Origin of the sequence: Alsobacter sp. KACC 23698, assembly GCF_045348435.1 — a bacterium.
Classification (GTDB): domain Bacteria; phylum Pseudomonadota; class Alphaproteobacteria; order Rhizobiales; family Beijerinckiaceae; genus Alsobacter.
The window spans coordinates 4674634-4698283 of record NZ_CP157484.1 but is presented as its reverse complement, the minus strand read 5'-3'; the positions used below and the strand labels follow the sequence as shown (position 1 = coordinate 4698283).

The 23650-nt window shown below is 70.4% G+C and carries 31 protein-coding genes and 1 pseudogene; 18 read left to right on the top strand and 14 right to left on the bottom strand.

Going from position 1 to position 23650, the window contains the following annotated elements; translation table 11 throughout:
- Positions 1–9 precede the first annotated feature (9 nt).
- A complete protein-coding gene (locus ABEG18_RS22470; protein WP_406855265.1) occupies positions 10–654 on the top strand; it encodes a MarC family protein in 645 nt (214 codons plus the stop codon).
- 65 nt (positions 655–719) lie between these two features.
- On the opposite strand, the gene ABEG18_RS22465 is transcribed toward ABEG18_RS22470, so the two are convergent.
- Entirely contained in the window at positions 720–1133 is a 414-nt protein-coding gene (locus ABEG18_RS22465; protein WP_406855264.1) for a hypothetical protein, read from the bottom strand.
- Between the two features lie 644 nt (positions 1134–1777).
- Between ABEG18_RS22465 and ABEG18_RS22460 the strand changes: the two genes are divergently transcribed.
- The gene (locus ABEG18_RS22460) at positions 1778–2518 is read left to right on the top strand and encodes an outer membrane protein (RefSeq protein ID WP_406855263.1); all 741 of its coding nucleotides are present in this window, start codon (positions 1778–1780) and stop codon (positions 2516–2518) included.
- Between the two features lie 84 nt (positions 2519–2602).
- Here the strand turns inward: ABEG18_RS22460 and ABEG18_RS22455 are convergent, their stop codons facing one another.
- From ABEG18_RS22455 to ABEG18_RS22445, 3 genes are all read right to left on the bottom strand, one after another.
- Positions 2603–3142 carry a DUF1003 domain-containing protein gene (locus tag ABEG18_RS22455; RefSeq protein ID WP_406855262.1) on the bottom strand — a complete coding sequence of 180 codons (540 nt, stop codon included), beginning with the start codon at positions 3140–3142 and terminating at the stop codon, positions 2603–2605.
- Between the two features lie 248 nt (positions 3143–3390).
- Positions 3391–4311: a pyridoxamine 5'-phosphate oxidase family protein gene (locus tag ABEG18_RS22450; protein WP_406855261.1), complete on the bottom strand. Its 921-nt coding sequence runs from the start codon at positions 4309–4311 to the stop codon at positions 3391–3393.
- Between the two features lie 4 nt (positions 4312–4315).
- Positions 4316–4918: a glutathione S-transferase family protein gene (locus ABEG18_RS22445; RefSeq protein WP_406855260.1), complete on the bottom strand. Its 603-nt coding sequence runs from the start codon at positions 4916–4918 to the stop codon at positions 4316–4318.
- A gap of 97 nt (positions 4919–5015) precedes the next feature.
- On the opposite strand from ABEG18_RS22445, the gene ABEG18_RS22440 reads away from it, so the two are divergent.
- From ABEG18_RS22440 to ABEG18_RS22425, 4 genes and pseudogenes are all read left to right on the top strand, one after another.
- Entirely contained in the window at positions 5016–5972 is a 957-nt protein-coding gene (locus ABEG18_RS22440) for a LysR family transcriptional regulator (RefSeq protein ID WP_406855259.1), read from the top strand.
- An 80-nt stretch (positions 5973–6052) separates the two neighbouring features.
- Positions 6053–6451, top strand: coding sequence for a hypothetical protein (locus tag ABEG18_RS22435; protein WP_406855258.1), 399 nt, complete (start codon positions 6053–6055; stop codon positions 6449–6451).
- Positions 6448–7332 (top strand): LysR substrate-binding domain-containing protein, encoded by an 885-nt coding sequence (locus ABEG18_RS22430; protein WP_406855257.1) that lies wholly within the window; start codon positions 6448–6450, stop codon positions 7330–7332. The genes ABEG18_RS22435 and ABEG18_RS22430 overlap by 4 nt, the downstream gene beginning before the upstream one ends.
- Before the next feature lie 69 nt (positions 7333–7401).
- Positions 7402–7540, top strand: a pseudogene (locus tag ABEG18_RS22425) (DUF1697 domain-containing protein); the annotation flags it as partial.
- A 44-nt stretch (positions 7541–7584) separates the two neighbouring features.
- On the opposite strand, the gene ABEG18_RS22420 reads toward ABEG18_RS22425, so the two are convergent.
- A complete protein-coding gene (locus tag ABEG18_RS22420) occupies positions 7585–7854 on the bottom strand; it encodes a heavy-metal-associated domain-containing protein (RefSeq protein WP_406855256.1) in 270 nt (89 codons plus the stop codon).
- Positions 7855–8016: 162 nt separating this feature from the next.
- On the opposite strand from ABEG18_RS22420, the gene ABEG18_RS22415 reads away from it, so the two are divergent.
- The 3 genes from ABEG18_RS22415 to ABEG18_RS22405 are packed head-to-tail and all read left to right on the top strand — an operon-like array spanning position 8017 to position 11613.
- Entirely contained in the window at positions 8017–10392 is a 2376-nt protein-coding gene (locus ABEG18_RS22415) for a heavy metal translocating P-type ATPase (RefSeq protein ID WP_406855255.1), read from the top strand.
- Positions 10389–10874 carry a Cu(I)-responsive transcriptional regulator gene (gene cueR, locus ABEG18_RS22410; protein ID WP_406855254.1) on the top strand — a complete coding sequence of 162 codons (486 nt, stop codon included), beginning with the start codon at positions 10389–10391 and terminating at the stop codon, positions 10872–10874. Before ABEG18_RS22415 ends, cueR begins: the two co-directional genes overlap by 4 nt.
- A 22-nt stretch (positions 10875–10896) precedes the next feature.
- Complete coding sequence (locus ABEG18_RS22405; RefSeq protein ID WP_406855253.1) at positions 10897–11613, top strand: NAD(P)-dependent oxidoreductase; 717 nt, start codon at positions 10897–10899, stop codon at positions 11611–11613.
- Between the two features lie 49 nt (positions 11614–11662).
- Here ABEG18_RS22405 and ABEG18_RS22400 read toward each other — a convergent pair whose 3' ends face one another.
- Positions 11663–12151 (bottom strand): nuclear transport factor 2 family protein, encoded by a 489-nt coding sequence (locus ABEG18_RS22400; protein WP_406855252.1) that lies wholly within the window; start codon positions 12149–12151, stop codon positions 11663–11665.
- A gap of 72 nt (positions 12152–12223) precedes the next feature.
- The gene (locus tag ABEG18_RS22395) at positions 12224–12811 is read right to left on the bottom strand and encodes a cysteine hydrolase family protein (protein ID WP_406855251.1); all 588 of its coding nucleotides are present in this window, start codon (positions 12809–12811) and stop codon (positions 12224–12226) included.
- A gap of 214 nt (positions 12812–13025) precedes the next feature.
- Here ABEG18_RS22395 and ABEG18_RS22390 point away from each other — a divergent pair, with 214 nt between their 5' ends.
- The gene (locus tag ABEG18_RS22390) at positions 13026–13265 is read left to right on the top strand and encodes an arginase family protein (protein WP_406855250.1); all 240 of its coding nucleotides are present in this window, start codon (positions 13026–13028) and stop codon (positions 13263–13265) included.
- Here ABEG18_RS22390 and ABEG18_RS22385 read toward each other — a convergent pair.
- Complete coding sequence (locus ABEG18_RS22385) at positions 13262–13957, bottom strand: glutathione S-transferase family protein (RefSeq protein ID WP_406855249.1); 696 nt, start codon at positions 13955–13957, stop codon at positions 13262–13264. The two genes, ABEG18_RS22390 and ABEG18_RS22385, sit on opposite strands and share 4 nt — an antisense overlap.
- 15 nt (positions 13958–13972) lie before the next feature.
- Entirely contained in the window at positions 13973–14401 is a 429-nt protein-coding gene (locus tag ABEG18_RS22380) for a DoxX family protein (RefSeq protein WP_406855248.1), read from the bottom strand.
- A 79-nt stretch (positions 14402–14480) separates the two neighbouring features.
- Between ABEG18_RS22380 and ABEG18_RS22375 the strand changes: the two genes are divergently transcribed.
- The 4 genes from ABEG18_RS22375 to ABEG18_RS22360 all read left to right on the top strand — a co-directional run bounded on the left by ABEG18_RS22375 (position 14481) and on the right by ABEG18_RS22360 (position 16144).
- Positions 14481–14933: a MarR family winged helix-turn-helix transcriptional regulator gene (locus tag ABEG18_RS22375; protein WP_406855247.1), complete on the top strand. Its 453-nt coding sequence runs from the start codon at positions 14481–14483 to the stop codon at positions 14931–14933.
- 174 nt (positions 14934–15107) lie between these two features.
- Positions 15108–15536, top strand: coding sequence for a GNAT family N-acetyltransferase (locus tag ABEG18_RS22370; protein WP_406855246.1), 429 nt, complete (start codon positions 15108–15110; stop codon positions 15534–15536).
- Between the two features lie 63 nt (positions 15537–15599).
- Entirely contained in the window at positions 15600–15998 is a 399-nt protein-coding gene (locus tag ABEG18_RS22365; RefSeq protein ID WP_406855245.1) for a GNAT family N-acetyltransferase, read from the top strand.
- The gene (locus tag ABEG18_RS22360) at positions 15995–16144 is read left to right on the top strand and encodes a hypothetical protein (protein WP_406855244.1); all 150 of its coding nucleotides are present in this window, start codon (positions 15995–15997) and stop codon (positions 16142–16144) included. The genes ABEG18_RS22365 and ABEG18_RS22360 overlap by 4 nt, the downstream gene beginning before the upstream one ends.
- A 120-nt stretch (positions 16145–16264) precedes the next feature.
- Here ABEG18_RS22360 and ABEG18_RS22355 read toward each other — a convergent pair whose 3' ends face one another.
- From ABEG18_RS22355 to ABEG18_RS22335, 5 genes are all read right to left on the bottom strand, one after another.
- Positions 16265–17500 (bottom strand): SGNH/GDSL hydrolase family protein, encoded by a 1236-nt coding sequence (locus tag ABEG18_RS22355; protein ID WP_406855243.1) that lies wholly within the window; start codon positions 17498–17500, stop codon positions 16265–16267.
- Between the two features lie 13 nt (positions 17501–17513).
- Positions 17514–18548, bottom strand: coding sequence for an aldo/keto reductase (locus ABEG18_RS22350; RefSeq protein ID WP_406855242.1), 1035 nt, complete (start codon positions 18546–18548; stop codon positions 17514–17516).
- A 177-nt stretch (positions 18549–18725) separates the two neighbouring features.
- Positions 18726–19304, bottom strand: coding sequence for an NADPH-dependent FMN reductase (locus tag ABEG18_RS22345; protein ID WP_406855241.1), 579 nt, complete (start codon positions 19302–19304; stop codon positions 18726–18728).
- Between the two features lie 83 nt (positions 19305–19387).
- Complete coding sequence (locus ABEG18_RS22340) at positions 19388–19819, bottom strand: hypothetical protein (protein WP_406855240.1); 432 nt, start codon at positions 19817–19819, stop codon at positions 19388–19390.
- A 2-nt stretch (positions 19820–19821) separates the two neighbouring features.
- Positions 19822–20388 carry a cysteine hydrolase family protein gene (locus ABEG18_RS22335; protein ID WP_406858682.1) on the bottom strand — a complete coding sequence of 189 codons (567 nt, stop codon included), beginning with the start codon at positions 20386–20388 and terminating at the stop codon, positions 19822–19824.
- A 162-nt stretch (positions 20389–20550) separates the two neighbouring features.
- Here ABEG18_RS22335 and ABEG18_RS22330 point away from each other — a divergent pair, with 162 nt between their 5' ends.
- From ABEG18_RS22330 to ABEG18_RS22315, 4 genes are read left to right on the top strand one after another with little or no spacing between them, the layout of a single operon-like run.
- Entirely contained in the window at positions 20551–21012 is a 462-nt protein-coding gene (locus tag ABEG18_RS22330) for a carboxymuconolactone decarboxylase family protein (protein ID WP_406855239.1), read from the top strand.
- Positions 21013–21031: 19 nt separating this feature from the next.
- The gene (locus tag ABEG18_RS22325; RefSeq protein ID WP_406858681.1) at positions 21032–21901 is read left to right on the top strand and encodes a sigma-70 family RNA polymerase sigma factor; all 870 of its coding nucleotides are present in this window, start codon (positions 21032–21034) and stop codon (positions 21899–21901) included.
- Positions 21902–21917: 16 nt separating this feature from the next.
- Positions 21918–23069, top strand: a complete 1152-nt coding sequence (locus tag ABEG18_RS22320) for an FAD-dependent monooxygenase (protein WP_406855238.1) — start codon at positions 21918–21920, stop codon at positions 23067–23069.
- Entirely contained in the window at positions 23066–23638 is a 573-nt protein-coding gene (locus ABEG18_RS22315) for an NADPH-dependent FMN reductase (protein WP_406855237.1), read from the top strand. The genes ABEG18_RS22320 and ABEG18_RS22315 overlap by 4 nt, the downstream gene beginning before the upstream one ends.
- Positions 23639–23650: the final 12 nt, after the last annotated feature.

The window sequence follows — 23650 nt, the reverse complement described above, 5'->3', positions numbered from 1 at the left end:
GCTGACGTGTTGAGAACCCTCGTCCTCGAACTTGGAACGCTGTTCGCGATCATCAACCCGTATGGGCTGGCCTTCGTCTTCCTGAGCCGGACGATGGCGCTCTCCGACAAGCAGCGGGCCAGCATCGCGCGCCGGGTGGCGATCTACGCCTTCTTCGTCCTGGTCGTGTCCACCTTCGCCGGCACCCTCATCCTGCGGTTCTTCGGCATTTCCATTCCCGCGCTGCGGATCGCCGGCGGTCTGGTCGTCACCGCCGCCGGCTGGGCGCTGCTCCACGAGACGCCTCACGACGGCGGCGACCAGCCGCGCTCGACGCAATCGCTCGCCGAGATCGAGCGCCAAGCCTTTTTCCCCCTGACGGTCCCCCTCACCACCGGCCCCGGCACCATCGCGACCGCCATCACGTTGGCGGCGAACCACACTGCCGCGGAAGAGGGGATCGTGATGCAGCTGGGGTCCGTGATGGTCGCCGCTGTCGTCTGCCTGGCGATCTTCCACGCCTATGCGCGGGTGGCGCGGATGGCGCGCATCCTCGGGTCAGAGGGGACGAGCGTCATCATGCGGCTCTCCGCCTTCCTGCTGCTGTGCGTCGGCGTCCAGATCGTCATCACCGGCGTGACGGGCGTGCTGCAGCCCTTGATGCAGGGCCGGTGATCGGCGAGGAGCGCTCCTTCGCCAGATCTCCCCGGCGCGAGCGGGCCGCGCCCCTCCCTCGAGCCTCAGCGGCCGCAACGCTCGTAGGTCTCTCCGCCCGTCTCGGTCGGGCCGGACAGGCGCACCAGGGACCCGTCGTCCCTGCGCAACACATACGCCTTCACGCCTTCCGGCGATAAGGCGTTGGTGCAGTTGAGGTTCAAGGTGATCACGGTCTTGTCCCTGGACGAGCGGCCGATCTTGCAGGTCGCCAGCGGCGTGCTCAGCCGTCCGCCCTGGATCAGGATGGCGGAACTGAAGGCGTTGCGCGGCGTCTTGAAGCTGGTCTTGCCGTTACGGGTGACGAAGACGTCCTCGCAGCTTTGCCCGGGTCCCACATAGGCGCCCGAAAGTTCGCCCGCCGACTGCGCGAGCGCGCCGGACGAGAGCGTCGCCCCGAGAGCGCAGGCCCCCACGGCCCAGGTGAATGCCATCCGCATGTGCTGTCCCCCCTGTCCCAGTCTGCGGAGCGAGCGTCAGCGTCGCTCCGATGCCTGCGGCGTTCGCGGCGGATCCGCCGTGCGCCGGCGGCTCGCGAAGCGAGGCTCATGAACCTCGGCAGGATAGGTTCGTCACGCCTCGGCCTTGAGTATCTTACGGTATCGGGTCGACGGCGCGCTCCGCGGACCAGGGCCAGGGGTGCCCCCTCCGGGCAAGTCCGGTCCATCGCAGGCGGGCGCCGGGACGCCTTCGCGGCCGCGTGTCAGGAGGCGAATGTGGCGGGGCGCCTGGGCTGTTGCGACCTGTTCGCGCATCTCGACGCCGACGACGTCCGCACGGCGCCGGGGAGTAGCGACCCGTCGTTCAGCAATTTGGCGCTTTGCATGCAGCATTTGCGGGCGGCGTTGCGCCCGTCAAAAGTCATCCATTAACAAAACGGCCGCCGGATGCGAAACGGCGACCGTTTTCATCCTCCTCGGGAGCTCAAGCCGGAAGAAGACGACCCAGATTGTCGTCCAAAGCCCCCGCGCTGGCAAGCGAAGCCTTCGACCCTGGCGAAAACGACGGCGCCTGTTGCTCATTTGCGCTAGCCACGATGCAACTTTTAGGAGCAAATAGCCGCTCCAACAACGGAGTCCCTGTGATGCGATCTCTTCCTCTTGCACTGGCCGGCGTCCTGGCGGCGTCGACCGCTTTCGCGGCTGACCTGCCCAGCCGTAAATACGAAGCCCCCGCACCGGTCGTCTACGCTCCCGTGTTCACTTGGACCGGCTTCTATATCGGCTTGAACGCCGGTGGAGCCTTCGCCAACAGCCGGGACGTGACGTTCCTGAACACGCGCACCGGCGTCGCCACGTCGTTCGGCTCGGGCGACAACTCCGGGTTCGTCGGCGGCGTGCAGGCCGGCTACAACTGGCAGTTCGGCTCCTTCGTGGCCGGCGTCGAAGCCGACATCGACTACGCCGACCTCGGCCGTAATCACAACGACTTCGGCGTCGTCTACTATGATGCGTTCGGCACCCCGTACGGCGTGGGCCGCGGCAGCTCGAACCACATCTTCGGAACGGTGCGCGGCCGCATCGGCTACGCGTTCGACCGCGCCCTGTTCTACGTGACGGGCGGCCTCGCCTATGCCGGCTTCGGCGGCGGCGGGTTCTTCAACAACAACGACAACGTGAAGGCCGGCTGGACCATCGGCGGCGGTCTCGAATACGCCTTCACCCCGAACTGGACGGCCAAGATCGAAGGCCTCTACGTCAACATCGATCGCGGCAACAACGACGGGAACCTCGTCTACACCGCCGCTCGCGTGCCCGTCACGGTCAGCTCGGGCAAGAACAACGACGCCGGCGTGGTCCGCGTGGGCGTGAACTACAAGTTCTGAGCGTCACGCTTGAGAGATCCGGAACCGCCTCGAAAAGAGGCGGTTCCTTTTTTTGGCGGCCTTGCCCTTTGTCGAGCCCGTCCTTCACCGCGCTTCCTCGGCGCGATCCTCCTCCAGCCGGTCCAGGACCGCCTCGGGCGCGACGTCCTGCTTGAGTTCGGCCAGAGCCGGGCTTTTCGCGCCATGAACGCCGAGGCGATCGGCGATGGCGACGGTGAGCTGCAGGAGCTTGGTGATTTCATGCTCGGCCAGCAGATTGATCTGGAGGTCCAGGTCGTCCCGGCGGTCCGCCGCGGCGGCGGCCCGGTTCTGGCTGATCAGGATGAAGGTCGAGAGGAAGATGGCCTCGACCGACGCCTCGGTGGCCAGGATCACGAATGAAGGGTCGAACGGCTTCAGGCCGGGAATGAGCCCGACATTCCACGCGATCCAGATCGCCAGCGCGGCCAGGTGGCAATAGACGAACACCATGCTGCCGCTGAAGCGGGTGATGCGTTCGGCCAGCCGCGCCTGCCAGTCCGCCTGCTTGACGTCGCGTTCCCGCCTGCGGCGGAGCGCTTCGATGTTCCGGTGCAGGACCGAGCTCAGTCCCTCGGCTTCGCCTGACTCGACAGGGCCGCTCAACGGACCGCCGCGCCCCATCCGCCGTCCCGCCTCGCCATCGCGGCGGGCCGCCTGCGGGTCATCCGCGGCCTCTCGCCGCCCCAGCGCCCGCTCCGCCGGGCGGCGACGCCCCCGTCGCGCCTGTTCGATCCGTCGGTCATCGTCGAGTCTCCTTCCGCCGGAGAACACGGCCCGATGGGAGCGGTTCCCCATCACGCGCCGCCGCCGACGCCGCACGGGCCCAGGCTGACGTCTGAGGGGTTCCGGGCTCAGGCTGGCCAGTCGCCGGTGCGGGCGAGGACGGGCGACAGCTCGGGCCCGCTCCAGCGGTAGGGCGAGGCGGCGCGCAGACGCCAGGCGCGCTCGGGCGCGAGGCGCCAGACGAAGCGGGCACCGTCCGGCTTGACGGTGGGCGACCAGTCGACGGCGACGCGGCCGGCGATCGACAGCAGGTCTCCGGTTTCGAAGTCGACGACGAGCAGCGCGGCGCGGGGGTCGACCAGGAAGTTGCCGACGGTGTTGTAGTAGTTGTTGCCCCGGAACTCGGGCACGACGAGTTCGCCGCCTTCGAGCCGCACGAAGCCCGGCCGGCCGCCGCGATGGGACATGTCGACGCCGCCGTCTCGGATCGCCGCCGCCGAGGCGACGAACAGGGTGGACGCCCGGGCGACGAGCGCCAGCGCCTCGGCGTCGAGGGCGGGCAGATGCTCCAGCGGCTCCCGGCCGCGCGGCAGCACGGCCTCGATGGCCCTGGCGTGGATATACTGCGGGCAGTTGCCGAAGCTCTGGTCGACCGCGATCGCGAAGGCGCCGTCGCGCGCCTCGACGATGCGGCCGTTGGCGCGGTTGCGCCGGCGGGTGGGCAGCTCGATGCCGAGCAGCCCGACCGGCGCGCCGGGGACCAGCAGCCGGCGCACGAGATCCCTGTCGTCGGCGCGCGGACGCAGCAGCAGGCTCGTGGGGGAGGGCGAGGACAGGAACCCCGGCTCGCCGTCGAGCATGGTGGCGGCAGGCGCCCCGTCGGCGTCGAGGGTCGCCAGGAACACGTAGGGCAGTTGCGCGAAGAACAGCCGGTGCTGGTCCGGCATGAACGGCCTCAGCGGCGCGTGCGCGACGCCAACGCCCGCCAGGCGCTGCGCCTCGATTTCGCCGACGTGGAACGGGTTGAAAGGTGCGCGGGTGTCGACCATGGCCTCACCGCGGCATCCTGGCGAAGCCGGGGATGGCTTCGACGCGGGCGATCCAGGCCTCGATCCGCGGATACTTGTCGAGCCTCAGCCCGCCTTCGTCGGCCACGGCGATGTAGGGGTAGCAGGCGAGGTCGGCGATGGTGGGACGCTCCCCGACCAGCCAGTCGCGGCCGTCGAGATGCGTCTCCATGAAGGCGAAAAGCTCCAGCGCCACGTGGTGCGCCATGGCGAGGTCGGCCCCGACGCCGAAGCGTACGGCGAGGCGGGCCAGCGCCGGCCCGAAACGGATGTCGCCGGCCGCGATGGCGAGCCAGCGCTGCACCTCGACTTCGAGCGCCAGGTCGCGCGGCAGCCAGACGTCGTCGCGGTCGTAGGTCCGGGCGAGGTGGACCAGGATGGCGCCGGAATCGGGTATGACGCGTCCGCTGTCGATCAGCACCGGGATCTGTCCGAACGGCGTAATCCGCCGGTACTCCGGCGAGCGCCTGACCTCGGCCGGCGCGCTGCGGTACTCGTAGGATAGGCCGAGCTGCGTCAGCAAAGCCTCGACGCGGTGGGCGTGGCCGGAGAGCTTTGTGCCGTAAAGGATCAGGCTGGGTTCGGACATGGGCGCCCCATCGGTTTGCGACGCCGGCACGTTGGCGCAGCCGCCGGCGGCGAACCATCCCTTGAAACCGCAGTTCATTCTTTCGACAATCGGAAGAATGGATCGTCTGTTCGAACTCGAAGTGTTCCTCGCCGTGCTCGACGCCGGCAGCCTCTCGGCCGCGGCGCGGCGTCTCGGACGCTCGGGGCCGGCGATCACGCGCATCTTGTCGGGGCTCGAGGACCGTCTGGGCGCGCGCCTGTTCGATCGGACCACGCGCAGCCTGGCGGTCACGGAAGAAGGGCGCAACCTGGAGGAGCAGGCGAGGGGGCTCCTGGCCGGCTACGGCGCCCTCGCCCGCACGGCGAAGCAGCGGGGCGAGTTGTCGGGGCGCGTGCGCGTCACGGCGCCGGTGGTGTTCGGGCGCTTGCACGTGGCGCCATCGCTCGCGCGCTTTATGGCGGCGCACGAAGGCGTCGCGGTCGACCTGACGCTGGACGACGCCAACCGCGACCTCGTTGGCGACGGCTACGACGCGGCGATCCGCATCGGCGCCCTGCCGGATTCCGAACTGGTCGCCCGGCAGGTCGGCGAAGTCGGCCGCTACCTGGTCGCCTCGCCCGCCTACCTCGAACGGGCGGGCTGTCCCATGGATCCGAGCGAGCTTTCCGGCCACGCGCTGATCCTCACCCGCTCCGTGCCGGGACCCGCGGAGTGGCGGCTGGAGCAGGAGGGTCGTCCGCGGATCGTGCGTTTCGAGCCGCGGTTCTCGGTGAACCACGTCGAAACCGCGCTCGCCCTGGCGCGCGACGGCGTCGGCATCGCCCGGGCGCTGTCCTATCAGGTGGCCGAGGATCTCGGGGCCGGCCGCCTGGTCAGGCTCCTCGCCGCTTTCGAGCCGCCGCTGCGAGCCATCCATGTCGTGCATCTCGGGAGGAGGCACATGGCGGCGCGGACGAAGGCGCTGGTGCGCCACCTCGCGGACGACCTCGGATCGCGCAGCTATGTCTCAGGGCCGTCGCCGTCCGGGACGTCAGCGTCTCCTGGGACACGCGCGGGCTGGCCGAGCGGATGACGGCGGCCGTGCAGGCCGCCCAGGCTTCCGCCTGTCCTTCAGCCGCGTCCGCCTGAGGAGAGACGAGCGCGATGGCTCCGATGCCCGATCCCAAGCCGCCCGCCAAGGTCGACGGACGCCGCGTGCGCGGCGACCGCAACCGCCGGACGGTGCTGGAGAGCGCCGTGCGCATCGCATCGGTGGACGGGATCGAGGGCCTGACCATCGGCAAGGTGGGCATGACCGCCGGCGCGGACATACGGCTCGAACGGAAGGTCGGCGAGCTCGACCAGGTCCATCCTGCGGATGGCGGGATGGTCGATCGGATCGCGCTCGCACGGATCGTCCGACAGCCTGTCGCGGATGCCGGCCAGAGCGCGGCGCAACGCATTCAGGATCTCCATGTCCGCCTCCGGTCCTCGCCGCCATGTCACGTTGGCCCGGGCCGGCTCGTCCTGGAATGGAGCAATCCAGGCGGAACCTTTAGGAGAACTCCATGACCCAGCTGCGCCGGCACCAGCTCAACGCGCTGCGGGCGGTGGAGGCGGCGGGGCGTCTCGGCTCCCTGGCGCGCGCCGCCGAGGAGCTCGGCGTCACCGTCGGCGCGGTGAGCCAGCACCTGCGCAACACCGAGCTCCAGATCGGCCAGCCGCTGTTCATACGCAGCCAGAAGGGCCTCGCCCCGACGCCGGCGGGCGAGAGACTGCTCTCCGGGCTCACCACCGGCTTTCGCGAAATCGAAGAGGCGCTGGCGAGCCTCGCGGAGCGCGACGGGCGCGTTCTCGTCGTCTCCGTCGCGCCGGTGCTGGCCTACAAGTGGCTGGTGCCGCGCCTGTCACGCTTCCATGCCTTGCGGCCCGACATCCAGGTGCGCATCGACGCCACGGTGGCGCACGCCAACTTCGACGCCAACGAGGCCGACGTCGGCATCAGGGTGGGCGAGGGCGGCTGGCCCCGGGTCCGCGCCAAGCGGCTCGTCGCCCAGACGATCTTTCCCGTGTGCAGCCCGAAGGTGGCGGAGGGCCTGAAGGCCATCGGCGACCTCGCCCGCACGCCCGTGATCCGCGACCACGGCTCGCGGTCGCTCTGGGACGTCTGGCTGGCCAGCCTGGGTTCGTCCGAGTTCCCGCTCGGGGCGGGCCCCACCTATTCCGACTCCGCGTTGTGTCTCGACGCGGCCATCTCCGGCCAGGGCGTCATGATGGCGTGGCGCACGCTGGCGCTCGACGCGCTGCGCGACGGCAAGCTCGTCGCCCCATTCGAGCACCGGGTCGACACCGGGGCCGCCTACTGGCTCGTCACCTCGGCCCGCATCCCGCCGTCTCCCGACGTGCGGGCCTTCGGCGCCTGGGTGGAGCGGGAGTTCGCCGCCGCCCACTGAAAGCTGCCGGCGACCAGGCTCGTCGCCCTCCTGCATGCCGTGAACGTCGGCGGAACCGGCGCATTGCCGATGGCGGAGCTGCGCCAGTCTCGGCTTCGCGGATCCGCGCACGTCCATCGCCAGCGGCAACGTCGTGTTTGGGTCAGGACTCGCTTCCGCCGCGGTCGGAGCCCGGCTCGAGGCCGCGCTGCTGAAGCATCTCGGCAAGCCCGTGCGCGTCGAGCATCAGTTCGTGGTCGATGCTGCCGCGATTCACCAGGAAGTCGACGAGCGCGCTTCGACCGGCGTGTAGCCGGCGGCGGCGATCAAGTCCTTGACCTTCCGCAGGTCGGGAGCGCCGAAGACCGACACCAGGCGCGTCGCCGGGTCCGCGACGACGCGCGTTCCCGGAATGGCGCTCTCGACCGCCTTCGTCACCGTCGCGGCGCAGTGGCCGCAGGTCATGTCGTCGACCTTGAGCGTCACGTCCGCGCCCTTGGGAGCGGGTTCGGCCGGGGCGTCGGGCTGGCTGCAAGAACACATGGCGAGGATCCTTGTTCGGTTGGGGAAATCCGACGCTGCGCCTTCCAACGCTGGCAAGGTCAAGCGGGATTTTTCCGGTCCCTTTCGGCTTTGCAGCCTTGACCTTCCCACCATGGGAAGGCCCATTTCCGGTGCTCGTCGCAACCCGAACGGAGTGGACCGATGGGCAAGATCGCCGAATCCAGGATTGATTCCGGACTGAACGAGGACGCGCTCAAGGTGCGGCTCGGCATCGAGGGGATGACCTGCGCGTCCTGCGTCGGACGGGTGGAAAAGGCGCTGAAGGCCGTGCCTGGCGTGCGCGGCGCCTCCGTCAACCTCGCGACTGAGCGGGCGGAGATCCTCGTCGGTCCCGGCTTCGACGTAGGAACAGCCGTGGGTGCTGTCGAGGACGCCGGCTATCAGGCTGCGCCCATCGCACGCCACGCAGGCGTTTCACCCGACAAGGACGCAGCCCGGCGCGAGGCCGAAGGCAAGTCGCTCCGCCACGCTCTGCTGCTCGCCGGCATCCTGACCCTGCCGATCGTCGTGCTGGAGATGGGCTCGCACCTCGTTCCGGCGATGCACATGTGGGTCATGCACACCGTCGGCGAACGGGCCGGCGCGGCGATCCAGTTCGCCCTGTGCACCGTGGCCCTGTTCGGTCCGGGCCTGCGCTTCTTTCAAAAGGGCGTCCCTGCGCTGCTGCGGGGCGCGCCGGACATGAACTCGCTGGTCGCGGTCGGGACAATGTCCGCCTACGGCTTCTCCGCCGTCTCCGTCCTCGCGCCAGGGGTTCTGCCCGACGGCACGGCCAACATCTACTTCGAGGCCGCGGCGGTGATCGTGACGCTGATCCTGCTGGGCCGCATGCTGGAAGCGCGGGCGCGAGGACGCACGTCCGACGCGATCCGCCGCCTGGTCACGTTGAAGCCCAGGACCGCGCGCATCGTCCGGCACGGCTCCACGCTGGACATCCCGGTCTCCGACGTGGCGGCCGGCGACGTGGTCTTGGTGCGACCCGGCGAATCCATCCCGGTCGACGGGGAGGTCGTGGAGGGACGGTCCTTCGTCGACGAATCGATGATCACCGGTGAGCCGGCGCCCGTCGTCAAGGAGGCCGGGGCCGCGGTCGTTGGAGGCACGGTCAACAGGACCGGATCCTTCAGCTTCAAGGCGACCCGCGTCGGAGCCGACACGGTGCTCGCCGGGATCATCCGCATGGTCGAGGAGGCGCAGGGAGCCAAGCTGCCCATCCAGGCGCTGGTCGACAAGGTGACGATGTGGTTCGTCCCGGCTGTCCTGGCGGCGGCCGCAGTCACCTTCGCGGTCTGGCTGGTCTTCGGTCCGGAACCGGCGCTGCCGTTCGCCCTGGTCAACGCCGTGGCCGTGCTGATCATCGCCTGCCCCTGCGCCATGGGGCTGGCCACGCCGACCTCGATCATGGTCGGCGCGGGACGCGCGGCCGAGATGGGCGTGTTGTTCCGCAAGGGCGACGCCCTGCAGGCGTTGCGCGGCGTCACCGTCGTGGCGCTCGACAAGACGGGCACCCTGACCAAGGGGCGGCCCGAACTCACGGACCTTCACGTCGCCCGCGGCTTCGAGCGCGCCGAGGTGCTCTCTTTCGCGGCATCCGCCGAAGCGCGATCGGAGCACCCCGTCGGGGAGGCGATCGTGAGGGCCGCCGAACAGGAAGGCTCGGCGATCCGGCCGGCCGAGCATTTCGAGGCGCTGACCGGAACGGGCGCCACCGCCGTGGTAGCGGGACGGCGCGTGCATGTCGGGTCCGACCGCCTGATGACTTCGCTCGGGCTGGACGGGGGAGAGTTCGCCGCGGACGCAGCCCGGCTCGCGTCCGAAGGCAAGACGCCCTTGTACGTGGCCCTGGACGGCCGGCTCGCCGCCATCGTCGCGGTCTCCGACCCAGTCAAGGAGACCAGCGCGGCGGCCGTCGCCGCACTTCATGCGCTTGGCCTCCAGGTGGCGATGGTCACGGGCGACAACTCCGGCACGGCGGCGGCCGTGGCGCTCCGCCTCGGCATCGACGAGGTGTTCGCCGAGGTCCTGCCGGACGGGAAGGTCGCCGCCCTGAAGCAGCTGCGGGCGCGCGCCGGGTCGGTGGCGTTCGTCGGCGACGGCATCAACGACGCGCCAGCTCTCGCGGAGGCCGACGTAGGCCTGGCCGTCGGCACCGGGACGGACGTCGCCATCGGCAGTGCCGACGTGGTCCTGATGTCCGGCGACCTGCGGGCCGTCGTGGCGGCCGTCGCCATCAGCCGGGCCACGCTGCGCAACATATCGCAGAACCTGTTCTGGGCGTTCGCCTACAACGTGGTGCTGATCCCCGTCGCCGCCGGAGCTCTGTATCCGGTGAACGGGACCTTGCTGTCGCCGGTGCTGGCCGCGGGAGCCATGGCGTTATCCAGCGTGTTCGTGCTCGGCAACGCATTGCGGCTGCGCCGCTTCCAGGCTCCGGCCGTTGCGGCTCCGCAAGGCGCCGCGGCCCACGAAGCACCATTTGAAGCCGGTCGGACGGCCGTGCAGGAGATCAGGCCATGAATATCGGCGAAGCCGCGGCGGCGGCCGGCCTCTCGGCCAAGATGATCCGCTACTACGAGTCGATCGGGCTCGTTCCGCCGCCGGCCAGGTCCGAGGCGGGCTACCGCGTCTACACGCAGGCCCAGGTCGACGACCTCTCGTTCGTGCGGCGCGCCCGCGACCTCGGTTTCTCGGTCGACAGCATCGCGAGGCTGCTGGCCTTGTGGCGCGACGGCGGCCGCACCAGCGCCGAGGTCAAGGAGGTGGCGCTTGGCCACGTCTCCGCCTTGCGCCGGCGCATCCGCGAGATGGAGGCGATGGCGTCCGCGCTGGAAGGGCTGGCGGCCCAGTGCCATGGCGACGGCCGGCCCACGTGTCCGATCCTCGACGATCTCGGATCCGAGCGTTCCGACGAGCTCTCGCCTCGAAACGGCCGACACCCTGGAAAGGGCAGGAGGTTCGGCCTCGACGCGCCGGCGACGAGGCCGCGCGGAGGTCCTTGAGGGCTCTCTCTTCCGGACGACATTGACACCCTTCGCCGCGCCGGACGAGGCGGTCCGGGACGCGGGGGTCCTCGTCACCATGCTCAAGGATGGACCGGCCGACCGCGAGGCCTTCGTCGCGGCCTCGTCCAACCTGCGCCATGACGCCGTCTGGTTCCAGCTCGGCACGGTCGGCGCGGGCGCCGCCGACGCGCTGGCGACCCTGGCCAGGGAGCGCGGCGTCGCGTTCTACGACGCACCGGTCCAAGGGACGCGGCAGCCGGCCGAGCAAGGCAAGCTCGTGGTCCTCGCTTCAGGCGCCCCGGACAGGCGCGCCGAAGCCCAGGCGGTGTTCGACGCCATCGGGCAGCGCACGATCTGGGTTTCGGACCAGCCGGGGGCGAGCAGCCGCCTCAAGCTGGCCTCCAACGCCTTCGTGTTCGCCCTGACCCATGGCTCGGCGGAGAGCCTCGCCATCGCGAAGGCCCTCGGCGTGGATCCGGCGCTCGTGCTCGAGGCCGTCACGGGCGGGCCGCTGGACAGCGGCTACTTCCAGGCCAAGGCCGCCGCGATGCTCAAGGGCGACTTCGCGGCGAATTTTTCGGTCGACAACGCCATCAAGGACACGCGCCTCGTCGAGGATGCCCTTTTGGACACGGGCGTGCGGGCGGATCTCGTCGCCGCCGGACTGGCCCGCTTCCGGAGGGCGGCCGACGCCGGCCACGGCCAGGACGACAGCGCAGCTTCCTTTCTCGCCTGAGGTGTTGGCCATGGTCATCAGCGACAAACGCGAACTTTCGGACAGCGGCTCACGCGCCTGGGAAAAGGACCTTGGGATCGCCTTGCGCCCAAAGGTTCTCGATGAGCATGCGCGCGATCACCCAGTGGCCTTCCTCGCGCACGAGTTCGGTCGTGTAGACGTTCTTGAGCAGGAGATGACGGCTCCGGTCGTCCTTGGGAAGGTGCTGCGCCTCGACGAGGCACCACAGCACCGCACGCTCCGCGTCGAAACGGAGGATGCGGGGATTGCTGACCGTGTGCGAGGTCGCGAGCCGGCTCGTCGCTCCGACGATGATGTCGGCGATCGCCTGGCGTCCTTCGAACACCGGGATCTCGGTTCCGAGGATTTTCGCTGGCCCGGTGAAGTCGACGGTGGAGCGCTCGGTGAAGGCGGACTCGAACAGCGCGCGGTCGTCGAGATCCTGGCCGGCGCCGAAGCGGTAGAGCGCGTCGAGGATGCCGGCGCGGTCCGCGGGCGGAACCTCGGGCAAGTCGGCAGGGGAAGCGGAGGCGGTCATGGCGGTCTCCATGTCGCGAACAGGTCTCGACGCCGGTTCGGGCGTTCGCCGGCGTCGATCGGACTCCCGTTGCTAGGATGTTATGGTCGCGCCAGATCGAAGGGCCACCTGGATCTCTGAGGTCGCGACGATCTCGGCGAATTCGCCGGACAGGTTCGCCTCGCTCATGCGCTGGATGTCCGCCGCGCGATGGACGAGCCCGTCGGGCCCTTCGCGGTCGAACGTCCAGGTCGCGTCGGCGACGAGCCGCGTGTCGAAGCCCAGGTTGCCCGCCATGCGGACGGTCGTCTCGACGCAGTGGTTCGTCGTCGCGCCGCAGACCACGACAGTGCGGATCCCCGTTCTGCGCAGCCGCGCTTCCAGGTCCGTGCCGATGAAGCTGCTGTTGACCGTCTTCCACAGCACGGGCTCGCCGTCGATCTCGCGCGCGGCTGCGACCGGTTCGCAGGCCTGGCCCTTGAAGACGCTTCCGGGAGACGTTCCGCGGTGGCGGATGTGGATGATCGCAGCTCCGGCCGTCCTGAATGCGGCGAGCAGTTCCGCGATGCGCTCCACCGCGTCCGGGTTGTTGCGGGGCGTCCCGCCGCGCTCGATGACCTGGAAGGCCTGCTGCACGTCCACCACGACGAGAGCCGTGGCGTGGGGGTCGATCGGGGTCATCGGCGTCCTGTGCGGGTTCAGCGGTTCGGCGTCACGGGCCAGCCGTAGCCGATCCGCATCGACTCCGGGTTGGAGAAGTTCTCTCCCGACCTTTAGGTGGGCTCAAGGACGAGGCAGACGTTCTGAAGAGCAGGAGCAGCGCCGTCCATGCGACGACCTGGGCGCCTCGACGCGGCCGTTGCGCGCATCTCGTCCGCTCGGGAGTAGCCCATGTATGCGATGCAGCACGCGATCGAATCTCGACGTCCACGTGCTCGACAGCGTGGCCGCGCCCGCTGTCGACTCGCCGCAGAAGGACGGCCTCGGCTTCGCGGAGCTTGGCGAACTGCTGCGGGCGCTGCTCGCCGGCCCGGCGCTCGGGATGCAGGTCACGATCTACGACCCGGACCGCGACCCGGACGCCGTCGCGGGCCGCGCGCTCGTCGACTGCCTGACGACGGCGCTGGCGTCCTAGGCCCCGCGGCCGCCCGCGTTCGGGAGCCGCAGCAGCGCCGCGTCGTGCCGTTCGAGGAAGGCCATGAGCCTGTCAGCATAGTCGCACGGCGCCGCCGCCAGCACGCTTGGACGGGTGGCCAGGGCCTGCCGCCACGCGGTGACGCGCTCCAGGCCGTCGAAGACGTGGGTCTCGGCGATGCGGTCGAAGACGTCGAAGTAGCGGAAGATCGGCGCATAGACCGCGTCGACGAGGCTGAACGTCTCGCCGGCGAAAAAGGGGCCGGCGCCGAGCTCCGCCTCGACCCGCGCGAACTTCGCCGCGAGCGCGGCGCGCTTGGCCTCGAGGACGTCCCTGTCCTTGGCCGTCTCGTAGCCCCAGAGGTCGGCGAGGATCGTGGAGCCGAACTCCATCCAGCCGCGATGTCGGGCCTTGTGGAGCGGATCGGCGGGGTGGAGTGCGGGCTCCGGCTGCGTCTCCTCGATGTATTCGCAGATGACGGAGCTCTCAAAGAGCACCGCGTCCGGCGCGCCCGGTCGGCGCACCTGAAGCAGCGGCACCTTGCCGAGCGGCGAGAGCGCCTTGAACCAGTCCGGCTTGTCGTCGAGGTCGATGGTGATCCTCTCGAAGGCGATGCCTTTTTCGAGGAGCGCGATGGCGGCCCGCTGCACGTAGGGGCAGAGGCCGTGGCTGACGAGGGTGAGGGCGGTCATGGTCGCTCCTCCCGGTCAGCGCGCGACGGCGGCGTCGGGCAGGCCCGACGACGGCTTCAGCGCCAGCGCGCCGTCGCCGACCAGGAACTGGGCCGCCGAGAGCACGATCAGGTAGAGCGGGTATTCCCAGCCGCCGCCCGGAGCGTTGAACACCCAGCCGTTGCCGGCATGAGCCCAGATAACGGCGCCGAGCAAAGCCGGGGTCAGCGCCAGCGCCACCCAGCGCGCCTGAATGCCGAGCACCAGAAGGGCGCCGCCGACGGCCTCGGCCGCGAAGGTGACGTAGGCGAGCCAGCCGGGCAGGCCGATGGACTGGAAGTAGCCCGCCGTGCCGGCGAGGCCAAAGGTCATGAGCTTCAGGACGATGCTGTGGGCGAGATACATGAGGCCGAGGCTGACGCGCAGCAGCGCGGCGCCGTAGGGAACGAGCGACGAGCGGGTCATGAGGGAAGCTCCGAATTAGATGCGTCTGCATCTATAGGAGCGCCTTGCCATCGGCGTCAATCTGGATGTAGTTGCATCTATGCAAAGGAAGCCCAGCCGAGACGCCGTCCCGCCCTCCGCCGTGCGCGCCTGGGTGCGCCTGACCCGGGCCCAGCAGACGGTCCAAGCGGCGGTCGAGCGCGCCCTCAAGGCCGAGGGGATGCCGCCGCTCGGCTGGTACGACGTGCTGCTCGAACTCACGCGGCCCGAGGACGGGCGCCTGCGGCCCTTCGAGATCGAGGAGCGCACGCTGCTGGCCCAGTACAACCTCTCGCGACTGCTCGATCGGCTCGAGCGACAGGGGCTGGTGCGGCGCGAAGCCTTCGGCGACGACGGCCGAGGCCGCTGGGTGGTGATCACCGACAAGGGACGCGAGACGCAGGCCCGCATGTGGCAGGTCTACGCCAAGGCCTTGCGCGAGAGCGTCGCCGCGAAGCTGGACGAGGCGGAGGCGGACCGGCTGGAGGCGCTGCTCGCCAAGCTCGAGTCCTAGTGGTGGAGATAATCTGCAGGTCAGGCCGGCAGAACTGCGGCTGCGGAAAGCGCGGACGGGTGGGATTTTGACCGTTCAGGGAGCGCGCGTCAGTCGTGGAGCCCCGATGTCACGTAAGGCCGCCCGCCTCGTCCTGCTTGGCGAAAGGCGGCGCCCTCCGCCGGAGCCGAGCCGATGGACGAAAACACCGGACCCACCAGCCGGCCAGCGCTGGCGTACTCCACAGCCGCGTTGGCCGAGATCACGACGGCCGCGTTCGAGGGCTACGTCGTTCCGCTGGGGTTCTCGGCGGAGAGCTTCGACGCGCGGTTCCGGCGCGAGACCCTCGATCGCACCGCCAGCCGCGTGTTGCTGGACGGCGATCGTCCGGTCGCGGTCGTCCTGGTGGCGCGGCGGGGCTGGACCGCCCGGGTCGCCGCCATGGGAGTGGTCCGGGAGCGCCGCGGTCGAGGCTTGGGTGCGGATGTTCTGCAGGACGTCGTGGCCGACCTGCGCCGGTCCTGCGTCCGCCGCCTGCTGCTCGAAGTGATCACGTCCAACGAGCCCGCCCTCCGGCTCTACCGCCGCCTGGGGTTCCGCGACCACCGAACGCTTGTCGGCTAACGCCGGCCATTCGGCGCCGACTGCCCCTGGCCCGCGGACCTGGCCGAGGCCGATCCCGCGCTCGTGGCGCGGCGGGTCGCCGAGCACGGCGAGGCCGATCTTCCCTGGACGATGGCCGCCGAGACGATGGCCGCCGCGGTTTCCCCGGCGCGCGGCTACGCGCTCGCGGACGAGGCGTTCGCCCTGGTCGAGCCCGCCAGGACGGGCGGGGTCGTCCTGCGGACCCTCGTCGTCGCCCGGCAGGCGCGGGGCCGGGGCCTCGGCCGGCGGATGGTCGAGGCGCTGGCGGGCATCCTTCCGGGGCAGGACCTCTTGATCGCCGCCGACACCCCCGAGGACCTCGCGCCCGGGTTCCTGGCGCGGACGGGCTTCGAGCGCACCGCCATCGCCCAGTTCGAGATGGAGCTCGATTTGTCGGAAAGGGTCGCGGCCGCATTCGACGAGAAGAAGGAGAGATCATGACCCAGCAACGCGTGCTCCTGGCCGGGACCTCCGGCGCGATCGGGGTGCGGTTGATCCCGCCCCTGGCCTCGTCGCTGCCGCACCGGCATCCGGGATCGGTGACGGCCTACGTGCTCAAGGGCACGCTGCGGTCCCAGCTCGCCTGAGAGCCGGCCAAGGCCTACGCGCCGGGCGAGACCTGGTTCGAGCCGACCGGCGTGGCCGACAGCGACTGCGGCCCCCTCGTCATTCCCGAGTAAGAGTCCTGGCCGGGGAGCCGCCTCCGTCTACCTGGCGCCGAGCACCGCACCGAGGTCGATGCCTTCGGCCACCACGGCGTTGCCCGCGTCGCCGGGATGCAGGTGGTCGCCAGAGTCCACGTCCGCCCGCAGCTTGGAGACGTCGTTCGGATCCCGCGCCACGGCGTCGAAGTCGAGCACCGCGTCGAAGGTCCCCGAAGTGCGGATCCACTCGTTCACGGCCAGACGGACCCTGTTCTTCGCGGGGTTCCAGAAGTTGGCGATGGGCGTCCCCGCGAAGGCGCCCTCGAACGGGGTGATGGTGGCGCCGACTATCCGGACCCCGCGAGCGTGGGCGCGCGCGACGAGCTTGCGGTAGCCGTCCTCGATCGCGGCCGGCAGGAACGGCGCCGAGTGCGGGTCGAACGGCGTCTCTCCCCAGGCGAGGTCGTTGGTCCCCATCATCACGATGACCGAGCGGATGCCGGGCTGGGCCAGGACGTCGCGGTCGAAGCGGTCCAGCCCCGCCTCACCCATGCCCGGCTTCAGGAGACGCGCTCCCGAGATGCCGGCGTTGATCACCGACACGCCCTGCGGGGCGAGCCGCTCGGCGAGGATGTCGGGCCAGCGCCGGTCCCCGTCGACGGAGACGCCGTCGCCGTCCGTGATGGAATCGCCGAACGCCGCCACGACCGCCGTCGACTGCGGCCGCTCAACGTGGATGGCGGTCAGGAACAGGCGCGCCTCCAAGGTGCTCTCGGGGGAGATCTTCTCGGCGGCGCCATGGTCGCCGCGGGCGACATACGCCGTCTCCTTGCCGTCCCAATGGAACGTGGCGAGGGGCGTCTCCTTCGGCAGGTACAGCGAGACGGCGACCTTGGCGAGATCCGCGACCGAAAGGTCGACGGGGTCGCTCACGACGGCCTGGCCGGGGGGAACGGAGACCTTCGCCGAACCGCCGAAGCGGACGGCGTGGTCCGTCTTCGGGTCGATCGCTCCTCCGCCGAAGGCCGCGGCGACGTGGGCCGAGCCGATCTGGAGGGGCTCCGGGCCGTAGCGGTTCGAGATCTCGATCCGAAGCCCGTCGCCGCCCAGCGCGATGCGGGCGACCTGGCGCACGGTGGCGTCGGCGAGGGTCGCAGGGATGCGGGTCGGGAGCGGAAGCTTCGCTCCCCAGGTCGCCTCCGGGCTCGCGGCCCAGGTGGCCGTCCAGACGCCCGCGGCGGCGGGAGATGCGGCCGCGGCCAGCAGGATGGCGGCGATGGCGAGACGGGACTGCAGCATGGTCCGGGCCTCCTCAGACCAAGGGGGGATTGAGGCGGGCGAAGCCCTCTTGCCGGTGATAGGGAAAGTGCGGGTAGGGCGGCGTCGTCGCGCTCGCGGCGTCGAGCCGGCGCACGTGCTCGGGCGCGAGCTCCCAGCCTACGGCCCCGAGGTTCTGCCGCAGTTGCTCCTCGTTGCGGGCGCCCAGGATGACGCTCGACACCGTCGGGCGGCGCAGCAGCCAGGCGATGGCGATCTGCGGCGCGGAGCGACCCGTCTCGGCCGCCACGGCCTCCAGCGCGTCTACGACCGTGTAGAGGCGTTCGTCCTCGACGGGAGGGCCGAAGGACGCCGTCTCGTGCAGCCGGCTGCCCGCCGGGATTGGCCGGCCGCGGCCGACCTTGCCGGTGAGGCGGCCCCAGCCGAGCGGGCTCCAGACCAGCGCGCCGAGCCCCTGGTCGAGGCCGAGCGGCATCAGGTCGTGCTCGTAGTCGCGCCCGACGAGCGAATAGTAGACCTGGTTGGCGACGTAGCGCGGGTAGCCATGGCGGTCGGCGGCGGCGAGCGACTTCATGATCTGCCAGCCGGCGAAGTTGGAGACGCCGACGTAGCGGACCTTGCCGTCCCGCACGAGGGCATCCAGCGCCTGCAGCACCTCCTCGACGGGCGTGAGAGCATCGAAGGCATGGAGCTGGAGCAGGTCCAGATAATCGGTCCCGAGCCGCCGCAGCGCCGCGTCGACGCCGTCCAGCAGACGGGCCCGCGAGGTGCCGGCCTCGTTGGGACCGTCGCCCATCGGCAGGCCCGTCTTGGTGGAGAGCAGCACCTTGTCGCGGCGACCCTTCACCGCCGCCCCGAGCACCTCCTCCGACGCGCCGGCGGAATAGACGTCCGCCGTGTCGAACAGGTTGACGCCCGCGTCGAGGCAGCTGTCGACGAGGCGCTGCGCCTCGCGGGCGTCGGTCGTGCCCCAGTGGCTGAAGAGCGGCCCTGATCCGCCGAAAGTGCCCGCGCCGAAGCTCAGGACGGGGACCTTGAGGCCGGATCGGCCGAGTTGCCGGTATTCCATGACGAAGTCTCCTGCGCCGGGCCTGGCCGGCATCCGGGGCTAAGGTGTCGAGGCCGGCGGTCTGTGCCTATCCGTGCCGCTGGAACATGATCTGTGAACCGAGTTCATCGACGGGTGCGCCGCACAGCGGGCTCTCGCGTCGCGAGGGCCTTCTCGTATCGAGAGAACCCCGTTGGTTCAGGCGATGCCGGCTGGATAGGGCTCGACCGTGCGCGCGGCCCTCAGAGCAGCCGCCCACCAGCGCAACCGCTCCAGCATGACGTGGGCCTGGCGCTCGAAGCGCGGCGGCTCGATCAGCGCTCCGTCCGTGCCGAACCGCTCCGACGCGTTCGGAAAGGCGACGGCGTCGCGGATCGTCACGGCGTGCAGCTCGGCGAACACGCCGCGCAGCTGCTCGACGGCGCGGATCCCTCCCGAGAGCCCTCCGTATGACACGAACCCGACGGGCTTGGCGCGCCACTCGGGGCCGACCAGGTCGACGACGTGCTTCAGGGCCGCCGGATAGCCGTGGTTGTATTCCGGCGTCACCACCATGGCGGCGTCGGCCCGCCCGATGCGCGCCCGCAGGTCGCGGACGCGGGCATGCGGCTCGCGCGGGTGATGGACCGGCAGGTCGACGAGAAGGGGATCCACGACGTCGAGCTCGAACCCGCCGGCGCGCCGGATCGCCTCGCCGGTCCATGCAGCGACGGTGTCGCAGAACCGGCCGGGCCTGGTGCTGCCGAGGATCATCGCGATCCGGATCGGTTCGGTCATGTTGCTTGCTCCCGTCGCTTCCATGCAGGACGACCGGCGCCGGGAAGACGTGACATGGCGCCCTCGAAAAGTCGTCGCGCGGATCAGGCCAGCAGGCTCCAGAGCGACCAGGCGAGGAGGACCGCGATGATCGCGAGCTCGATCCCGGCGCGGCCGGGCGCGGCCTGGATGGCGTAGGACATCGTCTTGATCGGGGAGTGGGGCGGTGGCGGGGCCTCGGCCTCGTTCAACGGAATCGAGTAGCGGTGGAAGTAGACCTGGATGAGCGTCATGCCGACAAGCAGACCCGTCAGGAAGCTTGCGGGCTCAGCGCCGCGCCGCGCCAGAAGCCCCACCAGCACGAGGCAGAAGACGATCAGGATCGGATCCGACCGCGACGTGGCGCTGGTGCGGCCGGCGTAGCTGCGGTCGAGCATGGACCGTCGCTTTCCGTAGGGCAGGACCGCGAAGAAGACGGGCTTGAGGAGGGCTAAGGCGGAATAGATCGCGAGCAACCAGACGAGCAGGGTATCCATGGTCAGATTCCGCCGGAGAGGGTCCGCAGCACGTCCCGGGACGCCACGATCTCGGCGAACTCGCCGGACAGGTTGGCTTCCGTCATGGCCTGGATGTCCTGCGCTCGATGCATCCGGCCGTCTGGTCCGCGGCGATCGAAGGTCCAGGTCGCGTCGCCGACGAAACGCGCATCGAAGCCGAGGTTTCCGGCCATCCGGGTCGTGGTCTCGACGCAGTGGTTGCTCGTGGCGCCGCAGATCACGACGGTCCGGACGCCTTGCCGGCGCAGCATCTCTTCGAGGCCGGTCCCGATGAAGGCGCTGTTGACGGTCTTCCAGAGGACCGGCTCGCCGTTCCGCTCCTCCGCTTCCTGGATCACGTCGCAGGCGCTCCCCTGGAAAAGGCTGTCGGGCGCGGCGCCGCGGTGGCGGATATGGAAGATCGGCGACCGGGCGCTCCGGAAGCCGTCGAGGAGGGCGGCGATGTTGCCGACGGCATCGGGATTGTTCCGACCGGCGCCGGTCTCCTCCCAATCCTGGAAGGCCTTCTGGACGTCGACGACGATCAGCGCCGTCGACCGCGGATCCATGTCTTTCAACGTCTCTTCTCCTGCGCTTGCGCCCGGACCGGGCATTGACGAACGGCGGAGCCCCGGCGTGACACGCGGCGCTCGATTTTTTTAGGAGTCGGGCGATGTCACGTCCTGCGACTTCGCTTCGTCATGGTTGCGAACCGGAACCAGGAGTTCGTCATGACGCCGCGCCTCAACCCGATGAAGCAGCCGCCCGCCGGCATCCTCAAGCTGGTCGACCTGACCCAGACCGTGGCCGCATCCGGCCTCGACAAGAGCCTGCTGGAGCTCGTCAAGATCCGGGCCTCGCAGATCAACGGCTGCGCCTATTGCCTGCACATGCATACCCGCGACGCGCGGGCCCAGGGCGAGACGGAGGAGCGCATCTACCTCCTCGACGGCTGGCGCGAGGCGCCCTGCTACACGGACAAGGAGCGGGCGGCGCTGGCCTGGACGGACGCGCTGACGCTGGTCGCGACGACCCATGCACCCGATGCCGACTACGACCCGTTGAAGGCGCAGTTCTCCGAGGAGGAGCAGGTGAACCTGACGCTGGCCATCACCACGATCAACGCCTGGAACAGGCTCGCCATCGGCTTCCGGTCCGTGCCGGACATGGGAGGTGCGCGTGACCGGGCCTGAGGCCGGCGCCTTCGAGGCGATGCGGCCTCGGCTGCTGCGCATCGCCTACCGCATGCTGGGCTCCCTCGCCGAGGCTGAGGACATCGTCCAGGACGCCTGGCTGCGCTGGAGCCGCGCCGACCGCGACGAGGTGAGCAACCCCGCGGCCTTCCTGTCGCGCACCGTGACGCGGCTCTGTCTCGACCACCTGAAGTCGGCCCGCGTCAAGCGTGAGAGCTATGTCGGCTTCTGGCTGCCGGAGCCGCTGATCGAGGTGGCCGAGGAGGACGGCGCCGTCGAGGCCGAGGACGTCTCGCTGACGCTGATGCTGGCGCTCGAACGCCTCTCGCCGCTGGAGCGGGCGGCGTTCCTGCTGCACGACGTCTTCGACATGCCCTTCGCGGAGGTGGCCCGCGCCATCGGGCGCGACGAGGCGGCCTGCCGTCAGCTCGCCGCCAGGGCCCGCGCCCATGTCCGCTCCGAGCGGCCACGCTATCCGCTGAAGGGGAACGAGGGCGAGGCGATCGCCCGCGCCTTCTTCGACGCGGTGGCGCGCAACGACGCCGAGGGCCTCAAGGCCATGCTGTCGGAGAACGTCGTCGCCTACGCCGACGGCGGCGGCAAGAAGCCGGCCCATCTCAACCCGATCTACGGGCGTGACAAGGTGCTGCGGCTGATCGCGGGCCTTGCGGCGAAGCCCGGCGATCCGCCGCGCTGGGTCCAGGCGGCCGTCATCGACGGCCTGCCGGGGTTCGTCGCCTTCGACCGCTGGGGCACGCTCCAGACCACGGCGCTGGCGATCGAGGACGGCCGGGTCGCGGCGTTCTACACGATGCGCAACCCCGACAAGCTCGCGCGCGTCGAGGACTGGCTCGCAAGGGAGCCCCGGAGCGGACCGGGACTGCACTGAGGAAAGTCGTACAACCATGCAGGACATCGTCATCGTCGGAGCCGGCCCGAGCGGCCTCGCGCTCGGCGCCGAGCTGCACCGGCTGGGCCGCCGCCCGCGCATCCTCGACCGGCAGGCGGCCGGCGCGAACACGTCGCGCGCCGCCGTCGTCCATGCCCGCACGCTGGAGGTGCTGGAGCCGCTCGGCGTCTCGGCCGAACTGCTCGCCGAGGGCGTCAAGGTCCCGGTGTTCCGGATCCGCGACCGCGACGCCGTGCTGGCCGAGATCGGCTTCGCAGGCATCCCGAGCCCCTACAACTTCACCCTGATGTGCCCGCAGAATGTCACGGAAAAGCACCTGCTGGCCCGGCTCGAGGCGCTCGGCGGCCGCGTAGAACGGCCGGTCGAGGCCGCCGGCATCGAGGCGGGCGGGGACGGCGTGCGGCTGCGCGTCCGCAAGGGAGCCGGCGACGAGCCGGTCGAGACCCGCTGGCTGGTGGGCTGCGACGGCGGGCATAGCGTCGTCCGCGAGCAGGCCGGCATCGCCTTCGAGGGCGCCGCCTATGCGCAGAGCTTCCTGTTGGCCGACGTGCGCATGGACTGGCCGCTCGACCGCGAGGAGGTGTCGCTGTTCTTCTCGCCCGACGGGCTCGTGGTCGTGGCGCCGTTGCCAGGCGGCCATTTCCGCATCGTCGCGACCGTGGACGAGGCGCCGCATGATCCGCCCCAATCGCTGTTCGAGGACCTGCTGCGGCGCCGGGGGCCCACCTCGGCCGGGCGGATCACCGAGACGGTCTGGACCTCCCGCTTCCGTATCCAGCACAAGGTGGCGCGCTCGCCGCGGCAGGGCAGGGTGCTGCTGTGCGGCGACGCGGCCCACGTGCACAGCCCCGCGGGCGGGCAGGGCATGAACACCGGCATCCAGGACGCGATCTCGCTCGCCGGGGTGCTGGACAGGGTGTTGGGCGGCGAGCCGGAGGCTCTACTGGACGACTGGGCCCGCCGGCGGCACGCCGTGGCGGAGGACGTCGTGGCCACGACCGACCGGCTGACGCGGCTCGCGACGATGAAGTCGGGCGTCGGCCGCTCCGTGCGCAACGCGCTGATCGGCTTCTTCGGCAAGCTGCCGCCCCTTCGGTCGGCGCTGGCCCGCAAGCTCGCCGAGCTCGACGGCGAGGAGCGGGGATGATCCGCATCCTCGCTCTTTGCGGCAGCCTGCGGGGCGTCTCCAGGAACCGTCAGGCCCTGCTGGCCGCACGAAAGCTTGCGCCTGCGGAATGCGAAATCGCGCTCTGGGAAGGCCTCGGCGGATTGCCCCCGTTCTCGCCGGACCTGGACCAGCCCGGGCTGCCGCTGCCCGGCGCGGTCGCCGCCTTCCATGCCGAGGTCGAGCAAGCGGACGGCCTGCTGGTCGCTTGTCCCGAATACGCCCACGGCATCCCCGGCGCCTTCAAGAACGCGCTGGACTGGCTCGTCGGAAGCTCCGTGTTCCCCGGCAAGCCTGTGGCCCTGATCAACGTCGCGCCGCACGCGAGCTTCGCCCAGGCGCAGCTGCGCGAGGTGCTCGCCACCATGTCGGCCGAGATCGTCGACGAAGCCTGCCTCACGGTCGCCTTCCCCAGGCCTGAGGCGCCGGGGTCGACGCACGCGTTCGAGGCGGCGCTGCGCTCGGCCCTGGACGACTTCGTGCGCCGGCTGGCCGACATCCGGGACCACGGAGCCGCTGGGGGCGAAGGCCCGCCAGCTCCGATGCTCTAAGGAACGAACCCC